This window comes from Ectothiorhodospira shaposhnikovii (assembly GCF_022227765.1).
GTDB lineage: Bacteria > Pseudomonadota > Gammaproteobacteria > Ectothiorhodospirales > Ectothiorhodospiraceae > Ectothiorhodospira.
On sequence record NZ_JAJMLZ010000010.1, the window covers coordinates 47785 to 71005 of the forward strand.

The window sequence follows — 23221 nt, forward strand, 5'->3', positions numbered from 1 at the left end:
ACTCCTCCCATCACTTTCTTTGGTGGTGATTCTTGTCTGGGTGCTCCGGTCGCAAGACGCCGGGCACCGACTAAAACTAGATTACGTTTACGGTAACGTCAATATTTATTTTCCTTGACGTAAACGGTAACCTTGAGACCCAATCAGCATTGCACCACCCACAAGGTCCGCGGAGAGACATCATGGCGACTCAGGCTGAAATCCTTTGGCAACCGGGAACACGTGAACTGAAGGAGAGCGGGATGGCCCGCTACCAGGCCTGGCTGGCGCAGACAGGCTACGGCCATTTCCCGGACTACCCGGCGCTGCACCGCTGGTCCGTGGAACACCTGGAGGCCTTCTGGGAGAGCATCTGGCGCTTCACCCAGGTTCGCGCCAGTCGGCCTTACGAGCATGTCCTTGACCACCCCGCCATGCCCGGTACCCGGTGGTTTCCGGGGGCACGGCTGAATTTTGCCCAGAACCTGTTGCGCCACGTCATCGACCAGCCCGATGACCGGGAAGTGATCACGGAAGTCAGCGAATCCCGCCCTGCCCTACGGCTGAGCCGGGCCGGACTGCTGGCACGGGTGGCCGCCCTGCAGGCCGCGCTCAAATCCCAGGGGGTCGAACCGGGGGACCGGGTGGCCGGCGTGGTGGCCAATACCCATGAGGCCCTGGTGGGGATGCTGGCGGCCACCGGCATGGGGGCCATCTGGAGTTCCGCTTCTCCCGACTTCGGCACCGCGGCGATTCTGGATCGCTTCGGCCAGATCGAACCCAAGGTGCTCCTGGCCGCCAACGGCTACCGGTATAACGGCAAGTGCTTTGATCGCAGGCAGCAGAACCTGGATCTGGCCGCGGGCCTGCCGACCCTGGCCGGCGTGATTTCCCTGCCCATCGTGCCGGAGCTGGGCCACCCGGAGGATGACCGTTTCCTGAGCTGGGAGGAGATCATGGCCGTCCATGCCGACGCCGAACCGGTGTTCGTGCAGGGGCCGCCGGATCAGCCGGTCTATATCCTGTATTCATCCGGCACCACCGGCGTGCCCAAATGCATCGTTCACGGCGCTGCCGGCATGCTGCTCAACCACAGCAAGGAACTGCTGCTGCACGGGGACATCGGTCCCGATGACTGCTTTTTCTATTTCACCACCACTGGCTGGATGATGTGGAACTGGCTCGCGTCCGGCCTGCTGACCGGCGCCAGACTGGTGCTGTTCGACGGCTCGCCCGGCCACCCCGACATGAACCGGCTGTGGGATCTGACGGCCGAGGAAGGCGTCACCCACTTCGGCACCAGCGCCCGGTTCCTGGGCAACTGCCGCAAGCTGGAACTCATTCCCGGCAGAAGCCATGATCTGTCCGCCCTGCGGGTGATCTTCTCCACCGGCTCCCCCTTGCTGGCGGAGGACTTCGACTGGGTCTATCACGGTGTCAAGAAGGATCTGATGCTGGCCTCCATCTCCGGCGGCACGGACATTTGCGGCTGCTTTGTCGGCGGCAGCCCTCTGCTGCCGGTGCGCCGGGGCGAGATTCAGTGCGCACAACTGGGGGTGGATGCCCATGCCTTTCTCTCGGACGGCAGTGATGCCGGCCCGGAACGGGGGGAACTGGTCTGCCTCAAGCCCCTGCCCTGCATGCCGGTGGGATTCTGGAACGATCCCGACGGCAGTCGTTACCGGAGTGCCTATTTCGAACAGTTCCCCGGCGTCTGGGCCCACGGGGACTTCATCCAGTTCACCACCCACGGCGGCGCCATCATTCACGGCCGCTCCGATGCCACCCTCAACCCCGGCGGCGTCCGGATCGGCACCGCGGAGATCTACCGCCAGGTGGAGACCATTCCGGAAATCCTGGACAGCCTGGTAGTGGGGGCGCCGGACCCGGAGGGGGACGTGCAAGTCATTCTGTTCGTGGTCATGGCCCCGGATCAGCCCCTGACAGCGGAACTGGAACGGACCATCCGCACCCGCATCCGCACCAACGCCAGTCCTCGACACGTCCCGGCACGGATCCTGGCCGTACCCCAGATCCCCTACACACGCAGCGGCAAGAAGGTGGAACTGGCGGTGGCAAGGATGTTTCAGGGCGCGGAGATGAGGGAAAACACCGGCGCCCTGGCCAACCCGGAGGCGCTGGAACAAATGGCAGACGTGCTGCGGGAGGCCCGGTTACTGGCCTGACCCTCGGATCACATGCGCTCACCGATGGGGACGACCGGCCGCCCGCACCCTGGGCGAAGCAATCGCCGCCCGGATCGGGGGCTGACCCGCCCCGGGATGGCCATGTCAACGCCCGAACAATCCCCTGAGCATCTGGCCGCCCTGTCCCATCGGATCCTCCCGGATCATGCCCTCGCGCTCGGCCATCAGATCGAACAGGCCGGCCACGGTCTGGTCGTTCACATAGGTATCGAGATCGAAATCCCGCAGCGCCGATATCCCCGGCAGACGGGTGCCGATATGGTCGATGAGACTGGACAGGGCCTGGGTGGCGCCGGTCTCCCGCAGGGCGTGGCGGGTTTCGGGCAACAGGGCCTGGGCGACCCGTTCCCCTTGGCGATCCCGCAGATGACGGGTCGCGCCGTCAGCAGACCCCAGAATCGGTTGCACATCCTCAAAACGCAGGTCCCGGACGGCTTCCGCCAGGATGGGGCGTGCCGCCGGCGCGGCCCGTTCCGCCGCCGCATTGATGGCGGTCTCCAGATCATCCAGTTGCTGCGAGAGGCCCAGACCACTCAACAGCCCCTGGGCATCCTTCAAGATACCCGGCAACGGAATCCGGATCCCGGGGTTGTCCAGGAATCCACCCTGTTGCCCGGCCGTGGAAACCGCATGGTCGCTGCTGGTGTTGAGCAGATCCCTGAGGCCCGCCTCCTGTCCCGATGCCGGGGCCTGGGCATCACTGGCCGGCAAGGCACGGCGAAGACGTTCACCCCAGTCGGTCTGGGCGTGGATTGGCAGACACAGGGACAGCAGCAGGGCTGCGATCACCCCCTGAGGTTGGATTTTCAACATCGAACATCTCCCATCTGTTGTGGTCCCGGCGATAATGCCGTCACAAGGATTCGGCCGGAATACCACGAAAGTATAGTGGCACTGCAGAGCAAGCACCGACCCCGTGTCATTCCCGCGCAGGCGGGAATCCAGAGGAAGACTGTCGAATCTCCAGACTCCCGCTTTCGCGGGATGTCAAGGCAATCGGAAGGCCACCCGAGTTCAGACATGTACCGGACAACCCGCTGAAACTAGGAACCGGCCGGCAATTCATGCACACTATGTAATGTTATTGTGCCCAGGCATCTCCAGCCGACGAAGATGTCCCGGGGCCCGTTCCGATGTATCCACTCATTCCCGGAGAGACCATGCCTGCCAGAACACGTATGATCCTGATCGCCGCGGCGGCCTTCGTGGCCATCGTCTTCTTCCAGCCCCTGCTGACCTTCCTCGGCGGGATACTTGTGATCGCGGTGGCGGCCACCCTGATCTTCCGCGACCTGCCGCAGGATACCCAGGACATGATCGAAGGCCACATCAATGGCTGGATCGGTCGTGCCCGCAGTGGTTTCTGGCCGTCCGACAGCAGTGCCCCTCGGCGCGGCAGCACGTCGGCCCGCGCCCGGGTGATCGAGGCGGAACTGGATGATGATGACTACGAGGAGGAAGCCCCGGCACCCAAGCCCAAGCCCCGCGCTCGCCGTCCCCGTGCCAAGAAGACCCCCTCGGCCTCCGGCAGCAACACGTCTTCCTGATTCCGCCTCACGGAAGCCACCTTGTGGGGGCAGGCCTGCCCGCGAGCCGCGGTGCCACTGGAAACACCGCTCTCGCCGGCAAGGCCGGCTCCCACAGGGGAGATGCAGACAACACCTACCCGGCTTCCGGGTTGCCGGTCACGTTTTCCCCTTGCCGCGTCCGGCATTTCGCTCCTCCCCCATCACCAGCAAACCCGCATTGCCGCCGGTGGCCGTGGTATTCACCGTCAGTACCCGCTCGGTGGCGAAACGCAGCAGATAGTGGGGGCCGCCGGCCTTGAAACCGGTCCCCGACAGCCCCTCGCCGCCGAAGGGCTGGCTGCCCACCACCGCCCCCACCATATCCCGATTGACGTAGGTATTCCCTACCCGCGCCTGACGGGCCAGCCGGTGGACAACGGCATCGATCCGGCTATGAATTCCCAGCGTCAGACCATAGCCGGTGGCATTGATCTGACGGATCAACCCGTCCAGTTCACCGGTACGCCAGCGCAGCACATGCAGCATGGGACCAAACACCTCCCCCGGCAACTCATCCAGCCGCTCCAGCCGATACAGGCTCGGGATCATGAAACTGCCCCGCTCACAGCCGCCCGACAGACGGGCACGGTGAAGCAGCCGATCCTTGCGCCTCATCTCCTCGTCATGGGCCTGCAGAGCCGCCAGGGCCCGGTCGTCGATCACCGGTCCCACATCGGTGGAGAGCCAGTGGGGATCTCCCACCACCAGGGTGTCCATGGCGCCCTTGAGCATCTCCAGCAGGGGTTCGGCCACCGTCTCCTGCACGCACAACACCCGCAGCGCCGAACAGCGCTGACCGGCACTGAAGAAAGCCGAACGCAGGATGTCCGTCACCACCTGCTCATGCAGGGCGGTGGCATCCACCACCATGGCATTGATGCCGCCGGTTTCCGCGATCAGGGGGACGATGGGGCCATGCTCCCGGGCCGCCAGCCCCCGGTGAATCAGACGGGCGGTCTCGGTGGAGCCGGTGAAGGCCACCCCGGCGATGCGCGGATCGGCCACCAATCGGGGGCCGATCTCCTCTCCCCGACCGGGCAGACAGTGCAGCACGTTCACCGGCACGCCGGCCTGATGCATGAGTTGCGTGGCCCGCACCGCCACCAGGCTGGCCTGTTCCGCCGGCTTGGCGATCACCCCGTTACCCGCCGCCAGGGCGGCGGTCACCTGGCCGGTGAAGATGGCCAGGGGGAAATTCCAGGGGCTGATGCATAGAAACACCCCCCGGCCCCGCAGGGTAAGTTCATTGCGCTCCCCGGTGACCCCGGGCAGGGACAGGGGCCGGATGAACCGTTCCCGGACCTGGGCGGCATAATAGCGGCAGAAATCCACCGCCTCGCGCACCTCGGCCTGGGCATCCCGCAGGGTCTTGCCCGCCTCTTCCACACACAGGACCATAAGCTCCGCCGTGTGCTGCTCCAGCAGATCGGCCACCCGGTCCAGGATCGCCGCCCGCTGGGCCGGCGGGCGTTCATCCCAGGCCGTCCAGGCCTGATGAGCGGCCGCCAGGGCCGTCTCCAGATCCTCGTCACCGGCCCAGGTGACGCGGCCGACTTCCCGCCCCCGATCGGAGGGCGCGTAGACCCCATGTCCATGGCCGGTCCTGAGCCGCCCGCCGCAGAGGGGGCCACCGTTCCAGGGGGCACGCGCCCCGATGCGGTTCATGTCCGCCGCCAGCTTCCGCAGGGTCTGGCGGTCGGCAAAGTCCAGGCCCCGGCTGTTGCGTCTGGAGGGGGCATAGAGGGCGCCGGGCAGGGGGATGCGTGGATGGCGCCAGGTACCGTAACCCTTGAGGGTGGTCACCGGATCGGTGATGAGCTGTTCCAGATGTTCCTCGTGCAGGCGATGAACAAAGGACGAGTTGGCGCCGTTTTCCAGCATGCGCCGCACCAGATAGGGCAGCAAGGTCTCGTGACTGCCCACCGGGGCATAGATCCGGCAATGGCGGCGACTCTGGCCGGACCGTTCCACCAGTTGCCCGTAGAGCCCCTCCCCCATACCGTGGAGACGCTGGAATTCGTATTCCCTGTCGCCGGCCATCTCCATCACCGCCGCCACCGTCTGGGCATTGTGGGTGGCGAACTGGGGGTAGAGGTGGGGACTGTCCTGGAGCAGGCGGCGGGCACAGGCCAGATAGGACACGTCGGTGGCCGCCTTGCGGGTGAAGACCGGATAATCGTTCAATCCCTGCTGCTGGCTGTCCTTGATCTCCGTGTCCCAGTAGGCGCCTTTCACCAGTCGCACCATGACGGTACGACGATGCCGGGCGGCCTGCCGCTCCAGCCAGCCCAGCACGGCCCAGGCCCGTTTCTGATAGGCCTGCACGGCCATGCCCAGGCCATCCCAGCCGTTGAGGTCCGCATCGGCGATCAGGGCCTCCATCACGTCCAGGGAGAGATCCAGGCGCCAGGATTCCTCGGCATCGATGCACAGGGAGATACCCTGATCCCGGGCCAGCCGGCACAGCTCCAGGATACGGGGCAGAAGCCGGCATTGCAGACGGCTTTCCTGGCCGGGTTCGTAGCGGGCATCCAGGGCGGAGAGTTTCACCGAAATGCCCGGTCGTTCCCGCAATGGAGCGCGCAGGTCCACCGCCTCGCCGATGCGTTGAATGGCCTGCCGGTAGGCCTCGAAATAGCGCCGGGCATCCTCCTCGGTGCGGGCCGACTCCCCCAGCATGTCGTAGGAATGGCAATAGCCCTCCTGCTCCCGGGGACGTGCCCGTTTCAGGGCCTCGTCGATGGTGCGCCCCAGCACGAAGGCATCGCCCAGCATGGCCATGGCGCGGCGCACGGCGGAACGGACCAGGGGAGCACCGGCCCGGGCCAGCAGACGATGGACCGTTCCCCCCAGCCAGTGGCGGCGATCCTCGGTGTCGATGATGCGCTCGCTGATCCACAGTCCCCAGGTGGCGGCATTGACGAAAAAGGGCCGGTCCTTGCCCAGGTGGGCATCCCAGTGGGCGGCAGAGAGCTTGTCCTGGATCAGCTGGTCCGCGGTGGCCTTGTCCGGCACCCGCAGCAGGGCCTCGGCCAGACACATGAGGGCAATGCCCTCTTCCGAGGAAAGGTCGTATTCATGCAGCAGCGCCCCGATGCCGGACTGGTGTTCCTGGGCCTTGATCATGCCCCGCACCAGCCCCCGGGCCAGGAAACGCACGCGGGTCGCCGCCTCTTCCTCCTGGGAGGCATGGGACAGCAGGGCCTTGACCGCCTCCGCTTCATCCATGCGGCAGGCCAGCATGATGGACTCGCGATCCTGGATGGACAGCGCGTCGAGGTCCGGGTACACGTATCGGCTCATGTTCTTGTTGTCCTGTGGCAAATGCACGCCATGTCGGCGGGGCGTCCGCGGCTGGCCCCGACGGGGTGTCCTTCTTAGAATAGCCGCTCGCATCGGGATCGTTCCACGATCCTGCCCTGTCCTTCTCAACGGGAGTCCGTGATGCAAGAAACCCTGACCACCGCCACCTGGTTCTGGCTGCTGGTGCCCATGCCCCTGCTGGTGTTGCTGTCGCTCGTCAGCCTGCTGCGCCACAGCCTGGGGAGGCACGGGTGATGACCGGTAGCGTGGAAATCAACTTCGCCCTGCTGGCGACCCTCATCGTCTATCTGATCCTGATGATCCTGGTGGGCCTGCTGGCCTACCGGGTGACCAGCAATCTGTCGGACTACATCCTGGGCGGACGACGGCTGGGCGCGGGCACGGCCGCCCTCTCGGCCGGGGCCTCGGACATGAGCGGCTGGCTGCTGCTGGGCCTGCCGGGAGCAGTCTACGCGGCTGGCATGAACCAGCTCTGGATCGCGGTCGGGCTGACCATCGGCGCCTATCTGAACTGGCAGTTCGTGGCCGAGCGCCTGCGGCGGTTCACCGCCGCCGCCCGGGACTCGATCACCATTCCGGCCTATTTCGAGAACCGTTTCCGGGACGAGACCTCGGCCCTGCGGGTGGTGTCGGCCCTGGTGATCCTGGTGTTCTTCACCTTCTACACCTCCGCCGGCCTGGTGGCCGCCGGCACCCTGTTCGAGGGGACATTCGGCATCGACTATGAGCTGGCCCTGGCCATCGGCGCCGCGGTGATCCTGGTCTATACCCTGCTGGGGGGCTTTCTGGCGGTGAGCTGGACCGACTTCATCCAGGGCATCCTGATGTTCGTGGCCCTGGTCCTGGTACCCGTCATCACCATCATGAACCTGGGCGGCTGGACCGAGACCAGCCAGATGGTGGCGCAGCTCAATCCCGGCGCCCTGGATGCCTTTCACGATATCACCCTGTTCGGCATCATTTCCCTGATGGCCTGGGGCCTGGGTTACTTCGGGCAACCCCATGTACTGGCCCGGTTCATGGCCATTCGCAGTCCCGGCGACATTCCCCTGGCCCGCTTCATCGGCATCACCTGGATGGTGGTGGCCCTGTTCGGCGCCATGCTCACGGGCTTTGCCGGGATTGCCTATTTCGGCGAAGCGGGACTGGCGAACCCGGAGACGGTGTTCATCCTGCTGATTCAGGCCCTGTTCAATCCTTGGGTGGCCGGATGCCTGATCGCGGCGGTGCTGGCGGCCATCATGAGCACCATCGACTCCCAGCTGCTGGTGTCCTCGTCGGCCCTGTCCGAGGACTTTTACAAGCGCTTCTTCCGCCCCGCTGCCTCGGATACGGAATTGGTCTGGATCGGCCGGGGCACGGTGCTGGGCATCGGCGTGCTGGCCACGTTGCTGGCGCTGAATCCGGATGCCGCGGTGCTGGATCTGGTGTCCTATGCCTGGGCGGGCTTTGGCGCGGCCTTCGGGCCGGTCATCATCCTGTCGGTGTTCTGGCGCGGCATGAACCGCAACGGCGCCCTGGCGGGGATCGTCACCGGCGCGCTCACGGTACTGATCTGGGAACGTTACGAGGGCGGCCTGTTCGACATGTACGAGATCCTGCCGGGCTTCATCCTGGCCACCCTGGCCATCTTCCTGTTCAGTCGGGTGGGCAAGGGCCCGACCGAGGACATGAAACGGGAGTTCGACGCGGTGCAACGGGCGCAACGGGAAGGCTGACGCCGGCCCTGACCGAACCCGGCGGCAGGTCACGTAGGCTGCGTGACCTGCCGCCGGATTGCCGCCATCACCCCAGCCAGCGCCGGGCCACCCTGGCGCCCTCCTCCATGTCCGTCACATAGGTCAGGCGCCCCGCCTCCTTGCGTACCCCGGCCCGGCGCAGCTTGACGATCAGGCGGGCCTTCATGCCCACGAAGATGAGGGCGATCCCCTTCTGACGCAGATCGGTGATCAGGCTCTGCAAGGCCACCAGGGCGGTGCCGTCCATGCTGGGGACATCCCGCATGTCCAGCATGACCACCTTCACGCCGGGGTCCACCAGCCGCAGGGAAGACATGGCCTTCTCCGCGGCACCGAAGAACAGGGGACCGTTGACGTCATAAAGGGCCACCGCCGCCGGCAGTGAGCGGGTATCCGGATGACGGTCCGTCTGCACCCGGTCGGAGTGGGTGATCAGGGACATGCGATGAATGAACAGGGCCGCCGCCAGCCCCATGCCCACGGCCACCGCCAGCACCATGTCGAACAGCACCGTCAGGCCGAAGCAGATCAGCAGGATGGCCACATCGGGCCTGGGAGCGGAGCGGATCGTGCGGGCAAACAGGTGGGCCTCGCTCATGTTCCAGGCCACCACGAACAGCAGCGCGGCCAGGGCCGCCATGGGGACATGGCCCAGCACGCCGGCCAGGCCCACCACCGCGATCAGCACCACCAGGGCATGGACCACGGCGGCAATGGGGGATCGGGCCCCGCTGCGGATGTTGGTGGCGGTCCGGGCGATGGCACCGGTGGCGGTGATGCCGCCGAAGAAGGGTGCCACCACGTTGCCCAGGCCCTGCCCGATCAATTCCGAGTTGGGATCATGGCGGGTTCGGCTCAGCCCATCCGCGACCACGGCGCAGAGCAGGGATTCGATCGCGCCCAGCATGGCAATGGCAAAGGCCGGCCCCAGCAATGCCCGGATCAGATCGAAATTCAGCTGCAACGGTTGCCCGTCGGGACCGGGGAGATGCCACGGGAGGGCGAAGGCGGGGGGAATGGGCGGAATCCCCTGCCCCGACTCCCCCCGGTATTCCCAGGTGAAACGGGAGGCAATGGTATCCACGGCCCCACCGCCCAGCCAGTGATTGAGGGCCCATGTGGCCAGGGCCGCCGCCACCAGTGCCACCAGGGGTGCGGGCACGGGAACCTTGAGACGTCCCCAGAAGACGAGGATCAGCAGGGTGAAGATGCCCACCCCCAACTCCATCGGGTTGATGCTGGGGAAGGCGGACACGATGCTCCCCAGGTTGGCCAGATAGTGCTCTCCCAGATGATCCACGGTCAGCCCCAGAAAATCCGGCAACTGCAGGGTGGCGATCACCACGGCGATGCCGGCGGTGAACCCCAGTACCACCGGATAGGGCACGAACTGGATCAGGGCACCCATGCGGGTCAACCCCAGGGCAATCAGGATCAGTCCGGCCATCACGGTGGCCACCAGCAAGCCGCCCAGACCGTACTGCTGCACCACCGGGATGAGGATCACCACGAAGGCCGCCGTGGGCCCGGAGACGTTGAAACGGGAGCCTCCGGTGAGGGCGATGATGGCCCCCGCCACGATGGCCGTGTACAGGCCATGTTGGGGCGGCACCCCCACGGCGATGGCCAGCGCCATGGCCAGGGGCACCGCGACAATACCAATGGTCAGGCCGGCCATCACATCCTTGCGCAGGTCGGCCAGACCGTAGCCTTCCTTCCAGGCGGCCCGAAGCCCCATGAACAGACCGGGCATGCGGCCGGACCAGGGGGAATTGTGCATGAATGACACTCCTCAAAGGTGCTGACGGTTCGACGACGGCAAGGGGATGGCAGACAGCTGCCCGGGGCAGACCACGGCCTGTGCCTGATGCAAGGTGACGGGAGTCGTGGCAGATATTGCCAAACGGAATGATGGTATCACTTCTGACACAAATCAGGGGATTCACGCGTCACGGTCTTGCCCTGGCGAGCCGTAAACGGTGAACATCCGGAACTGGGCATCCAGAATCATGGAGCAAGGCATGGCAAAGGCATTCCATTCTTCAGGCAACGGACGGACCCTGGCCCTCTGGGTGGTGGCGCTGGTGTCCCTGGCGGCCATTCTGACCGCCCTCTGGCAACTTCATGCCGGTACCCGGGGGCTCGAGATACGTCAGATTCAGGTGGATGGCGTACCCATGACCCTATATCTGCCGGCCCGGGAGGCTCCCGCCCCGGTCGCGGTCATTGCCCACGGCTTTGCCGGCTCACGGCAGATGATGCAGCCCCTGGCCATCACCCTGGCCCGCAACGGGTACATCGCCCTGACCTTCGACTTCCCCGGTCACGGCGCCAATACCCAGCCCTTCGTCGCCGATCTGCTGGACGAGGACAAGCGTCGCGGCCTGCTGGGCGGAGCGCTGGAGACCGCGGTGACCACGGGCCTGGCCCTGCCCCGTTCGGATGGACGCCTGGCGTTGCTGGGGCACTCCATGGCCGGGGACATCATACTCATGCACATGCATGAACACCCCGACCGGGTCCGGGCCGCCGTGCTGCTCTCCCCCTACATCTCGGGCGCCTTTCCCATGGAGACACTGAACAACCTGTTGTTCGTGTTCGGCGGGCTCGAACCCGCCGGCCTCCATCAGGCCGCCCTGGCGGCTTTTGCCCCGTTGACGGATACCCCCGAGACGGGCGTCACCTACGGCAACATGGCGGACGGCTCGGCCCGGCGCCTGGCTCTGGCCGGCGGGGTGGAACACATTGGCGTGCTCTACGCGCGGGACATGCTGCGGGAGTCCCTGGCGTGGCTGAACGCCAGCGTCAGCCCGGCGGGTGCAAGCCACGACGGTGATCTGGACCGGCGCGGCCCCTGGCTGGGCCTGCTGTTTTTGGGCATCATCGCCCTGGCCTGGCCCCTCTCCCGCCTGCTGCCCCGGGTGGCGGTCCCGTCGGTGGGTCTGGGCCTGCCCCGTCGGCAATTGCTGAAAATCCTCTGGTTACCGGCCCTGCTCACGCCCCTGCTGCTCTGGCCCGTGCCCGTGGGGCTGTTGCCCCTGTTGCTGGTGGACTACCTGGCCCTGCATTTTGCCGTCTATGGCCTGCTCTGCTGGGGCCTGCTGGGATGGTCGGCCCGTCGCCACCGGGAATCCGCCGGGGCCACCATCCGCTGGCAGGCCCTGGCTCCGGCCGTGCTGCTGGCGGCCGGCTATCTCACCCTGGCCATCGGCATCCCCGTTCATCTCTATGTCACCGGCTATCTGCCCGGACCGGAGCGGGCGCTGATCCTGCCGCTGGTGTTTCTGGGCATGCTCCTGTTCTTCTCCGCCGACGAATGGATGACCCGAGGGTCTGAAGCGGCCCGCGGGGCCTATGCCCTGACCAAGGTCTTTCTATTCCTGTCCCTGATCCTGGCCGTGGCCCTGCGGCTGGAGACCTTGTTCTTCCTGATCATCATCCTGCCGGCGATCCTGGTGTGTCTCACCGTCTACGGCCTGCTCAGCGGGTGGATATATCGCGCCACGGGGCACCCCTGGGTGGGCGCGACGGCGGTGGCCCTGGCCCTGGCCTGGGGCATGAGCGTGACCTTCCCCCTGGTGGGGGCATAAGATGAAGCGGGACAACCAAGAGGACAACCAATGACAAAGAGAATCGTCACCCTGACCCTGAATCCGGCCGTGGATGCCTCATGCGCCACCGACAAGGTCAGGCCGGTCCACAAGATCCGCACCACCAACGAGCGCATGGACCCGGGCGGCGGCGGCATCAACGTGGCCCGGGTGGTCAACGAGCTTGGCGGGCAGAGTTTCGCCGTCTATCTGGCCGGTGGACGGTCCGGTGACGTGCTCGACGAACTGGTGGCCGATGCCGGGGTCATGGCTCACCGGGTCCACACCCGCGAAACCACCCGGGTCAGCCACGTGGTCTACGAACAGAGTTCAGGACAGGAATTCCGCTTCACCCCGGAAGGTCCCACGGTGCAGCCGGCCGAGTGGAAGGCCGCCCTGGATTTCATCGAACTGCTGGACTTCGACTACGTGATCGCCAGCGGCAGTATCCCGCGGGGGACACCGGAAGATGTCTACGCCCGTCTGTCGGTGATGACCAAGCGACGCGGTGCCCGGATGGTCCTGGATACCTCCGGACCGGCACTGGCGGCCGCGTTGGAAGAAGGCGTTTACCTGGCCAAGCCCAGCCGGGGTGAGTTTGCCGCGCTGATGGGACGGGATCTGGAAGACCCCAGGGAACTGGAAGCAGCGGCCCGGGAGATCGTGGCCGATGGAGGCGTCGAGATCCTGACGGTAACGCTGGGGCATGATGGCGCCCTGCTGGCCACCCGGGACGGCATCGCCTGGCTCAAGACACCGGAAGTGACCGCCAAGAGCGCCGTCGGTGCCGGTGACAGCTTCGTGGCCGGCATGACCCACGGCCTTTCCACCGGTGAAAGCATCTCCCGGGCCTTCGCCCTGGGCGTGGCGGCGGGAACGGCCACGGTGCTCACCTCGGGTACCGAACTGTGCCACAAGTCCGACGTGATGCACTTCTGGGAAATGCTGACGCAGCAGGAGTAGGTGCATGATCCCATGCCTGCCTTTCTCTTTCGGCTCAGTCCTGCATCGCCACCTCGTCCACCAGGGCATCCAGCGCCGCCGGATCGGGCAATGCCAGATAATCCACCAGATGCTCGCTGCTGATGCTCCATTCCGCATAGGTCATCAGGGAGGCATCCACCGCCGTGGCAAAACGCAGGGCCAGTTTGAGAATGACGACCAGATCCGGCACGTCTTCATGGAGGGTTCCCAGATGCGTGATCTGGTCCACCGCATACTGCTGGTCGATGGCGTGGACCACCGCCGGGGGAATATGCCAGCGCTGGGTGATCAGCGCCCCCACCCGGGGATGCTGCACACCGAACAAGCGCATCTCCTCCGGCAACAGTGCCGACCATCCCTTCGTCGGCGCCGCCTTGACCAGGGCGACATACTCATCGCCCATCAGACTGCACAGGGCTGGAATCCCCACCATGTGGAACAACCCCAAAAGATGGGCCTCGTCCACCAGATCCGGGCGCTTGATCACCCGTGCCGCCCGGGCCGCCGACTCCGCCACATGGACCCCGCGTTTCCAGAAGGCCGCCATGCCGGGATACTGAGCCATGGCATTGCGCAGTGCGACGGTACGGACAATGGCGTAAACCCGGTTAAAACCCAGCAACATCACCGCCTGCTGAATGGAACTGATCTCCCGGGCCCGTCGAAACAGGGGGGAATTGACGATCTGCAACACGCCGCCGGCGATACTGGCATCACCGGCGATATGCCGGGCGACCCGCCCCAGGTCGGGATCCTCCCTTCTGGACTCCGCCACCACCACTCGCAGCACCTCCGGTTGGGGAGGGATGACCAGCTTGTCGACGATGTCGTGTTCTTCAACCTGCATGGATCCAGTATCCTGTCGGGCACAAGCGCGATAGCTTCCTTTCGCGGAGAGTAATCCATTGACAGCCGATTGCGTAGTCGCATGAACAGCACCAAGCAGGAAGACCCCCATGGCCTGATCCGCGACCAGGGCATGATTACCCGCTGTGCCCTGGAAGTCATCGACGCCATCCGTGTGCAGCGCGGCCGACCCCTGCAGTCCCGGGACCGAATGGCCCTGAAACTGCTGACCCCGCGCAATGCCGCCCTGATGATGAAGGAAAACCGTCGACATCTGGCCTGTCGTCAGGTGAGTTTCGAGATCCTTACCGATGACGTGGGCCTGGGTGCCTATCGCCTCCTCCCCGTCGGCGTGCATGTGCTCAATCCGGAACGGGGCTGGTGGAACGATGACTACGGCGTCCGCCGTTTCCTGTGGAACCTGTATCTGGGGGAAGATCCCATCGAAGGCATGCAACGCATCCTGGAGCGCCTGTTCAAGGTATCCCCCCAGGGCCTTCGCACCCTCTCCGGCAACCTGGACATGCACCAGGCGGAACAGGACATTGAGGCCACCGTCCGCCCCGACCTGAATCTTTACATCCGCCGTCACAAGGGCAGCGTGGAAACCTCCCTGCGCAGGCTCAACCAGGCCCAGGCCCTCCACCGGATCAAGGACCTGGGAATCGACACCCACGGACAGGGCCGCATGGCCCTGGTGTTCGGCAGCAACCGACGCTATGCGGTGAGTTTTGCGGTGGAGAGGGCTTGATACCGGCGCCCATCAAGGGGCATCATCCCCGGTCAAACGGGTTCGTGACACCGGAGTGTCATGGACCCGGTGCACAATTCATCCACTGCAACATGATCCTGTCTCGGACCCCGGTCCGATCCGCCTTTTTTCTCACATCTTTCCCAGTTTGATTCGAGGCCTATGAGCAAAGTCCTGATTATCGGCGCCGGCGGCGTTGGCGGAGTTGTCACCCACAAATGCGCGCAGCATCCGGAGGTCTTCACGGAGATCTGTCTGGCCAGCCGCAACGAGGCCAAGTGCCGCGCCATCGCGGCCCAGCTGGACCGTCCCATCCAGACCGCCCAGGTGGACGCGGACGACGTGGAGGCCCTGGTGGCCCTGATCGAGTCCTTCAAGCCTGATGTCCTCATCCATGTGGCCCTGCCCTACCAGGACCTGACCATCATGGAAGCCTGCCTGCGCACCGGCACCCCCTACCTGGATACCGCCAACTACGAACACCCCGACGAGGCCAAGTTCGAGTACAAGGAGCAGTGGGCGTTCCAGGACCGCTACGCCAAGGCCAACCTCATGGCTACCCTGGGCTGCGGCTTCGATCCGGGGATGACCAACATCTACTGCGCCTGGGGTCAGAAGAACCTGTTCGACGAAATCCACCGCATCGACATCCTGGATGCCAACGGCGGCGACCACGGCTACCCGTTCGCCACCAACTTCAACCCCGAGATCAACATCCGCGAGATCACCGCCAACGGCCGCTATTGGGAGGAAGGCGAGTGGAAGGAAACCGCTCCCCTGGCGGAAAAGCGGGTGTTCGACTTCGACGGCATCGGTCCCAAGGATATCTACCTGCTCTACCATGAGGAGCTGGAGTCCCTGTGCCGCAACATCAAGGGTCTCAAGCGCATCCGTTTCTGGATGACCTTCTCCGAAAAGTACATCACCCACCTGAAGGTGCTGGAGAACGTGGGCATGACCTCCATCGAGCCCATCCGCTTCGAAGGCAAGGAGATCATCCCCCTGCAGTTCCTCAAGGCCATCCTGCCCGACCCGGCTTCCCTGGGGCCTCGCACCAAGGGCAAGACCAACATCGGCGTGATCCTGGACGGCATCAAGGACGGCAAGCGGCGCAAGGTCTACATCTACAACATCTGCGACCACGAGGCCTGCTACCGGGAAGTGCAGTCCCAGGCCATTTCCTACACCACCGGCGTGCCCGCCGTCACCGGCGCCATGCTCATGGTACAGGGCATCTGGCAGGGTGCCGGCGTGTTCAACGTGGAGCAGCTGGACCCGGATCCGTTCATGGAGCGCATCGGCGACATGGGCCTGCCCTGGCAGATGGTGGAACTGGATCCCGACAGCGATCCCCTGGCCTGATCGCCCATGGACAAGACGACCCCTCCCTTTTTTGACGTCCATGCCTGCCCATCACCCGCCTTCGTGGTGGACGACGCCCTGCTGCGCAAGAACCTGGCCCTGCTCAAGCAGGTCCAGGCCGACAGCGGCTGTCGCATCCTGCTGGCCCTGAAGGGCTTCGCCATGTGGGATACCTTCCCCATGGTCCGGGAATACCTGGTGGGCACCACCGCCAGCGGCCAGGACGAGGCCCGCCTGGGGGCGGAGAAGTTCGGTGGGGAGGTGCATGTGTACTCCCCCGCCTTCACCGACGAGGAGATGAAGGTGGTGGTGCAATATGCCGACCACATCAGCTTCAACTCCCCCACCCAGTGGCAGCGTTTTCGCACGCAGGTGGCCGGGGCGGCCCGGCACATCTCCTGCGGCATCCGGGTGAATCCGGAGTATTCCGAAGGCAAGGTGGCCCTCTACGACCCCTGCGCCCCCGGCTCCCGCCTGGGGACCCGGTCGGTGGATCTGGCCGGGGTGGACCTGACGGGCCTGGAAGGCCTGCATTTCCACACCCTGTGCGAGCAGAACAGTGATGCCCTGGAGCACACCCTGGAGGCTTTCGAGGCCCGGTTCGGGCAATACATCCCGGGCCGACGGTGGATCAACTTCGGCGGCGGTCACCACATCACCCGGGACGACTATGACGTGGAACGGCTGATCCGCCTGATCCGGGATTTCCGTGCCCGTCATCCGGGGGTGACGGTCTACCTAGAGCCGGGCGAGGCCATCGCCCTGCGCACCGGCTACTTGGTGTGCACGGTGCTGGACATCGTGCAGAACGCCGGTCCCATCGCCATCCTGGACACCTCCGCCACCGCCCACATGCCGGACGTGCTGGAGATGCCCTATCGACCGGAGATCATCGGCGCGGGCATGCCGGGGGAGAAGACCTTCACCTATCGTCTGGGTGGCTCCACCTGTCTGGCCGGCGACATCGTCGGGGAGTATTCCTTCGACCGTCCCCTGGAGATCGGACAACGTCTGGTATTCACCGACATGGCCCACTACACCATGGTCAAGACCACCACCTTCAACGGCATCCGCCTGCCCGCCATCTGCCGGGTGGAAGAGGATACCCGGGCCGTGAGGACAGTGAAGACCTTCGGCTACGAAGACTACATGCGTCGACTGAGCTGACGGATTCTCCGGGACGACAGGAACCCGGACACGCCGAAACCAGAAAGACAGGCACGAAAAAGGGCGGGATATCCCGCCCTTTTTTCATACTACTTCCCTTTTCACCCCATCATGCCGCCGGGGGCTGCTCGTAGGTACCTTCCAGACGGTCTTCCAGCTCCTCGCCGGCACGGCGCAGCGCCTCCAGGGTCTCCTCGTCGGGCTGCCAGTAGTTGCGCTCCGAAGCCTCCAGCAAACGATTGGCCATCTTGGCCGAGGCAGTGGGGTTGAGGGCGGCCAGACGCTCGCGCATCTCCGGATCCAGCATGAAGGTCTCGGACAGCTTCTGGTAGACCCAGGGCTGCACCTGACCGGTGGTGGCGGACCATCCCATGGTATTGGTGATATGCACCTCGATCTGGCGCACGCCCTCATAGCCATGCTTGAGGGCCCCTTCATACCATTTGGGATTGAGCATCCGGGTTCGGGTTTCCAGGGCGACCTGTTCCGACAGGGTGCGGACGGTCCCGTCACCCTTGGTCTGGTCACCGATGTATACCGGGGTATCCTGGCCGCCCCGGGCCTGACGCACTGCCCGGCTGATACCGCCCAGGGTATCGAAGTAATTGTCCACCGTGGTGATGCCCAGCTCCACCGAATCCAGGTTCTGGTAGGTGAGCTGTACGTCCGCCAGCATGCTCTTGAGCAGGGCGTCCTGCTTCACCGGACGGCCGGACAGGCCGTAGGCAAAGCCCTTGCGCTGGGTGTAAGTGTCGGCCAGTTCGTCCTCGTCGTTCCAGCGGCCGTTCTCCACCAGGTTGTTGACGTTGGAGCCGTAGGCACCATCGGCGTTGCCGTAGACCCGCAGGGCGGCGGTTTCCAGATCGCAGCCGTGCTTCTCCTGGTAGGCCAGGGCATGGGCACGGACGAAGTTCTGATCCAGCGGTTCATCGGCGCTGGCGGCCAGGAAGGTGGCCTCGGCCAGCAGCTTGATCTGCAGCGGCAGCAGGTCGCGGAAGATGCCCGACAGGGTGATCACCACGTCGACCCGGGGACGCCCCAGCTCCTCCAGGGGAATCAGGGTGGCGCCAGCCAGGCGACCATAATTGTCGAACCGGGGTCTGGCACCCACCAGGGCCAGGGCCTGACCGATCTGGCTGCCCTCGGTCTTGAGGTTGTCACTGCCCCACAGCACCAGGGCGATGGACTCCGGCAGCGGGTTGCCTTCTTCCACATGGCGGGCCAGCAGGCGTTCCGCCTGGCGGGCGCCATCCTTGAGGGCATAGGCACTGGGGATCCGGAAGGGATCGAAGCCGTGCAGGTTGCGGCCGGTGGGCAGCACCTCGGGGGTACGCATGACGTCACCGCCCGGGGCCGGGCGCAGGTAGCGTCCGTCCAGGGCCTTGAGGATGCCTTCCAGCTCAGTTTCCTGGGCCAGCAGATGGTCGGCATTGGCCAATTCACGCAGACGCTCCAGGGTGGCGTCGTCCACCTGGGCGCCGGTCTGCTTCACCGCCTTGTCGGCGGAACCGGTGCGGACCAGTGCCTCGATCAGGTCACGGTCGGGCCGACTCTCGTCGGTGGCCTCGGCCATGGACAGGAGCATGTCCACCCGCTCCTCTTCGGACAGGGGCTGCCCCACCACGTGCAGGCCGTGGGGAATGAGGGTGTACTCCAGTTCCAGGATCTGTTCGTTCAGCTTGAGGATCTGCGTGTCCGCATCCCCGGCATCGGAGACATCCCACAGGGGCTCGGCCTTGCACAGCTCCAGCTCGGCGGCCTGGGACTGGATCAGGGCCGCCAGTTCCTCCCTCTGATGGGCCTGCTCGGGCTCCAGACCGCGCCAGCGCTCCAGGGAGCTCTTCAGGTCCAGCAAGCCGCGATACAGCCCCGCATGGGCCACCGGCGGGGTCAGGTAGCTGATCAGGGTGGCACCGGCGCGGCGCTTGGCAATGGCCCCTTCCGAGGGGTTGTTGGAAGCGTACAGGTACAGGTTGGGCAGATCGCCGATGAGACGGTCCGGCCAGCAGGTGCCGGACATGCCCACCTGCTTGCCGGGCATGAACTCCAGGGCGCCGTGGGTACCGAAATGCAGCACCGCGTGAGCCTTGAAATCCTCCCGCAGGTAGCGATAGAAGGCGGAGAAGGCATGGGTGGGGGCAAAGCCGTGCTCGAACAGCAGGCGCATGGGGTCGCCTTCGTAGCCGAAGGACGGCTGCACGGCCACCAGCACGTTGCCGAACTGCCGTCCCTGGACCAGGATGGAGCTGCCGTTGCTGAGCAGCTTGCCCGGCGCGGCGCCCCACTGGGATTCGATCTGCTTGAGCCAGCGCTCCCGGCGCACGTGCTCTTCGGCGGGGATCAGGGTATGGACGTTGGCATCGGAGCCGTACTGCTCCCGGTTGCCGTTGATCACCGCCTCGCGCAGGGCGTCGGCGTTCTCGGGCAAATCCACCTGGTACCCTTCCGCCTTCATGGCCTTGAGGGTATTGAAGAGGGATTCGAACACCGCCAGGTAGGCGGCGGTGCCGGTATTGCCCGCATTGGGCGGGAAGTTGAACAGGACGATGGCCACCTTGCGCTGGGCGCGCTCGGAGCGGCGCAACGCCACCAGCTTGCGCACCCGGGCCACCAGCATGGCGGTACGCTCCTTGCAGGTGGACATGTCCTGCGGGTTCTCGATCTGGCTGAAGGTGCAGGGGGTGTCGCAACCCTGGCAGACCGCCCCTTCACCACCAGGACGTCCCCCATAGACCATGGGCACGGTGCTGCCGTCCAGCTCCGGGATGGCCACCATGATGGTACTTTCCACCGGCAACAGGCCGCGGTCCGAGTTGCCCCACTGGTCCAGGGTCTGGAATTCCACCGGATGGGCGGCCACATAGGGCACGTCCAGCTTGGACAGGATCTCCTCGGCGGCGCGGGCATCGTTGTAGGCAGGACCGCCCACCAGGGAAAAACCGGTCAGGGACACCACGGCATCCACCGTGGGACGGCCATCCTTCATGAAGAACTTTTCGATGGCGGGACGGGAGTCCAGGCCGGAGGCGAAGGCCGGCACCACCTGCATGCCTTCCTCTTCCAGGCTGCGGATGACCGGATCGTAGTGGCCGGCATTACCCGCCAGGACATAGGAGCGCAGCACCAATACCCCGACCCGACCCTTGGCATTCTTGTCGGACCAGCGGACCGGCAGATCCTGCAGACGGTCGGAGATGCGCGGTTTCATGTCCGGGTGATAGATGCCGGTCTCGGGATATTCCACCGGCATGGAGGACGGCACCTTGCCCTTGAGGGCGGCGCGAGGGCCGGAGGCATAGCGGTCGACGAGGAAGCGAATCATGTTGCTCATGTTCTCTTCCGAACCGCCCAGCCAGTACTGCAGGGTGAGGAAATAGGCGCGGACGTCCTGGGCGGTGCCCGGGATGAAGCGCAGAAGCTGGGGAATGCGCCGCAGCATCTTCATCTGCTGGGCGCCGGCGGTCCCGCCGGATTCCTTGTCCTTGTTGCCCCGCAGGCGCTTGAGCAGGGTCATGGGGCCGCTGCTGGGCTTGGACATGTCGAAGCTGCCCATGTGGGTCAGCTTGGTCACATCGGCGGCGGACATGGCGCAGACCAAGGCATCGCAGTTGTCACGGCGGGCTTCCAGGGCCGGCACGATGGGCTTGTACTGGTCTTCCAGGAACAGCATGGTGGCGATAATGATGTCCGCCTTCTCGATGTCCGACCGGCAGGCCTCCAGGGCCTCCTGGTCGCCCTGCCACTCGGAGGCGGCATGCAGGCTCAGCGTCAGGCCCGGCAGGTCTTTCTGGAGCTTGATCCGTGCCCGGTCCGTGGCACTGGCCAGATGAGTGTCCATGGTCACGATGACAACCCGGACGGGAGTATGATCAACTGTGGACTTGGGCTTTGTTGCCATGATGCTCTTGGTGCCTGTTGATAGATTGGGCCGGGTGAGGCGGTCGGACGAATTCACCCTGGAATGCGTGTCAAATTAGATCGCCCTGCCCCGGGTGTCAACCAAGCTAGACAACAACCCGGGGTATAGTTGAGCTTTATCGTGTTGTCAGTTCAAGTGGAGACCTGTCTTGAAAGGAATTACCCGAACCTTCCTCACCGGCCTGGCGGCCATTCTGCCACTCCTGGTCACCATCGTCCTGCTGTTATGGCTGGGCAACACCCTGGAAAACCTGCTGGGCGCGGTACTGCAGTGGGTATTGCCCGACATTCTCTATTTCCCGGGCCTGGGGCTCGTCACCGGACTGGGCCTGATCTTCGTGCTGGGACTCCTGATGCGGGCCTATGTGGTGCAGGGGATCTTCAACTGGGTGGAAGGCTGGATGCAGCGCATCCCGGTGGTGAAGACCATTCACGGCACGGTGCGGGACGTGACCCGGCTCTTTTCCAGCGACATCCAGAAGCGCTTCGGTGAGGCGGTGCTGGTCACCCTGCCGGGGCTGGAAGGCAAGCTGGTGGGATTCGTCACCCGGGAGGATTTTACCGGACTGCCCGACAACCTGGGCGGCAAAGGGATGATCGCCGTCTACCTGCCCATGAGCTATCAGATCGGCGGCTACACCCTGATGTTGCCGCGGGAGCGGGTGGAACCGCTGGATCTGTCCCTGGAAGATGCCATGCGCTATACCCTCACCGCCGGTGTCTCCGCCCACAAGAACGATGACTGATCCTGCACACTCCCGCTGCCGGCGCTATCTCAAGGTGCCCTGGAACCCGTCCTGGAACACCCTCAGGGCAGCCACCCCAAGGCCTTCCGCCAGACGGGTGAACAGATCCTGGCGCCGGGTGAAGTCCACGATCCGCTCCTCGCCGACCACCTCCCGGGCGACATAACCGGCACTGCCCAGGCCGTCGATCAGACCCAGCTCAACGCCTTCCTCGCCGGTCCAGATCAGGCCGGTGAAGAGGCGGGGATCATCCGCCAGCCGATCGCCACGACCGGTCTTCACCGCCTCCACGAATTGCATGTGGATGCGATCCAGCATGGCCTGGACATGGGCCTTTTCATCCGCCTGCACGGGCATGAAGGGATCCAGCAGCCCCTTGTTGCCGCCCGCCGTCATCAGACGGCGTTCGATGCCGAGGCGGTCGATGGCGTCCACAAAGCCGAAGCTGTCCATGCGCACCCCGATGGAACCGATGATGCTGGCCCTGTCGGCATAGATCCGGTCCGCGGAAACGGCCACATAGTAGCCACCGGAAGCCCCCACATCGGAGATCACCGCATAGAGCGGGATATCGGGATGCTGCTCCCGCAGGTGCCGGATGGCGTCATTGATGTAACCGGCCTGTACCGGACTGCCGCCCGGGCTGTTGATGCGCAGGATCACCGCCACGGTATTGCGGTTCTCGAAGGCGGCCCGCAAGCCCCTCACCACCAGGTCGGCACTGGCGGCACTCCCCTCGGCAATGATGCCCTGGACATCCACCAGGGCGGTGTGGGGCGCCTTGCGATCCGCGTCCCGGCCCGGCATGGAGTCCATCACCGCAAACAGGATGAAGAAGAGATAGGCAAAGCCCAGCAGTTTGAAAAAGATGCCCCAGCGGCGGGCGGCGCGACGCTCCTTGACGCCCGCCAGGGCAATCTCGCGCAGCGCCTCCCGCTCCCAATTCTCCGGGGCGGAACGGCGCTGGCCGTCATCGGGATCCATTGAAGCATTCATCGGTTGAAGTATCCTTGATTGCACATGATGTTTTCGACCACAGG

The 23221-nt window shown here is 65.1% G+C and carries 15 protein-coding genes; 9 read left to right on the plus strand and 6 right to left on the minus strand.

Annotation, left to right across the window (positions count from 1 at the left end):
• Positions 1-182: 182 nt before the first annotated feature.
• A complete protein-coding gene (locus LQD11_RS13615; protein ID WP_238618033.1) occupies positions 183-2165 on the plus strand; it encodes an acetoacetate--CoA ligase in 1983 nt (660 codons plus the stop codon).
• Positions 2166-2270: 105 nt separating this feature from the next.
• Here LQD11_RS13615 and LQD11_RS13620 read toward each other — a convergent pair whose 3' ends face one another.
• The gene (locus LQD11_RS13620) at positions 2271-2999 is read right to left on the minus strand and encodes a DUF4197 domain-containing protein (RefSeq protein WP_238618034.1); all 729 of its coding nucleotides are present in this window, start codon (positions 2997-2999) and stop codon (positions 2271-2273) included.
• A gap of 347 nt (positions 3000-3346) precedes the next feature.
• On the opposite strand from LQD11_RS13620, the gene LQD11_RS13625 reads away from it, so the two are divergent.
• Positions 3347-3733 (plus strand): hypothetical protein, encoded by a 387-nt coding sequence (locus LQD11_RS13625; protein ID WP_238618035.1) that lies wholly within the window; start codon positions 3347-3349, stop codon positions 3731-3733.
• Positions 3734-3871: 138 nt separating this feature from the next.
• On the opposite strand, the gene putA is transcribed toward LQD11_RS13625, so the two are convergent.
• Complete coding sequence (gene putA, locus LQD11_RS13630) at positions 3872-7057, minus strand: bifunctional proline dehydrogenase/L-glutamate gamma-semialdehyde dehydrogenase PutA (protein ID WP_238618036.1); 3186 nt, start codon at positions 7055-7057, stop codon at positions 3872-3874.
• 266 nt (positions 7058-7323) lie between these two features.
• Between putA and putP the strand changes: the two genes are divergently transcribed.
• Positions 7324-8796 carry a sodium/proline symporter PutP gene (putP, locus tag LQD11_RS13635; protein WP_420828269.1) on the plus strand — a complete coding sequence of 491 codons (1473 nt, stop codon included), beginning with the start codon at positions 7324-7326 and terminating at the stop codon, positions 8794-8796.
• A 67-nt stretch (positions 8797-8863) separates the two neighbouring features.
• On the opposite strand, the gene dauA is transcribed toward putP, so the two are convergent.
• Positions 8864-10597 carry a C4-dicarboxylic acid transporter DauA gene (gene dauA / locus LQD11_RS13640; RefSeq protein WP_238618038.1) on the minus strand — a complete coding sequence of 578 codons (1734 nt, stop codon included), beginning with the start codon at positions 10595-10597 and terminating at the stop codon, positions 8864-8866.
• Positions 10598-10838: 241 nt separating this feature from the next.
• Between dauA and LQD11_RS13645 the strand changes: the two genes are divergently transcribed.
• Positions 10839-12407 carry an alpha/beta hydrolase family protein gene (locus tag LQD11_RS13645; RefSeq protein WP_238618039.1) on the plus strand — a complete coding sequence of 523 codons (1569 nt, stop codon included), beginning with the start codon at positions 10839-10841 and terminating at the stop codon, positions 12405-12407.
• Positions 12408-12437: 30 nt separating this feature from the next.
• Entirely contained in the window at positions 12438-13370 is a 933-nt protein-coding gene (locus LQD11_RS13650; RefSeq protein WP_238618040.1) for a 1-phosphofructokinase family hexose kinase, read from the plus strand.
• A 34-nt stretch (positions 13371-13404) separates the two neighbouring features.
• Here LQD11_RS13650 and LQD11_RS13655 read toward each other — a convergent pair whose 3' ends face one another.
• Positions 13405-14238: an HDOD domain-containing protein gene (locus tag LQD11_RS13655; protein ID WP_008931496.1), complete on the minus strand. Its 834-nt coding sequence runs from the start codon at positions 14236-14238 to the stop codon at positions 13405-13407.
• Between the two features lie 81 nt (positions 14239-14319).
• Here LQD11_RS13655 and LQD11_RS13660 point away from each other — a divergent pair, with 81 nt between their 5' ends.
• The 3 genes from LQD11_RS13660 (at position 14320) to nspC (ending at position 17517) form a co-directional block, all read left to right on the plus strand.
• On the plus strand, positions 14320-14988 hold the full coding sequence (locus tag LQD11_RS13660; RefSeq protein ID WP_238618041.1) for a hypothetical protein: 669 nt from the start codon (positions 14320-14322) through the stop codon (positions 14986-14988).
• A gap of 162 nt (positions 14989-15150) precedes the next feature.
• Complete coding sequence (locus tag LQD11_RS13665; RefSeq protein ID WP_238618042.1) at positions 15151-16350, plus strand: saccharopine dehydrogenase family protein; 1200 nt, start codon at positions 15151-15153, stop codon at positions 16348-16350.
• 6 nt (positions 16351-16356) lie between these two features.
• The gene (gene nspC / locus LQD11_RS13670; protein WP_238618043.1) at positions 16357-17517 is read left to right on the plus strand and encodes a carboxynorspermidine decarboxylase; all 1161 of its coding nucleotides are present in this window, start codon (positions 16357-16359) and stop codon (positions 17515-17517) included.
• Between the two features lie 109 nt (positions 17518-17626).
• On the opposite strand, the gene LQD11_RS13675 is transcribed toward nspC, so the two are convergent.
• Positions 17627-21415: a magnesium chelatase subunit H gene (locus LQD11_RS13675; protein WP_276315713.1), complete on the minus strand. Its 3789-nt coding sequence runs from the start codon at positions 21413-21415 to the stop codon at positions 17627-17629.
• A gap of 169 nt (positions 21416-21584) precedes the next feature.
• On the opposite strand from LQD11_RS13675, the gene LQD11_RS13680 reads away from it, so the two are divergent.
• Positions 21585-22181, plus strand: coding sequence for a DUF502 domain-containing protein (locus LQD11_RS13680; protein ID WP_238618044.1), 597 nt, complete (start codon positions 21585-21587; stop codon positions 22179-22181).
• A 24-nt stretch (positions 22182-22205) separates the two neighbouring features.
• Here the strand turns inward: LQD11_RS13680 and LQD11_RS13685 are convergent, their stop codons facing one another.
• Complete coding sequence (locus LQD11_RS13685; RefSeq protein ID WP_040405131.1) at positions 22206-23177, minus strand: S49 family peptidase; 972 nt, start codon at positions 23175-23177, stop codon at positions 22206-22208.
• Positions 23178-23221: the final 44 nt, after the last annotated feature.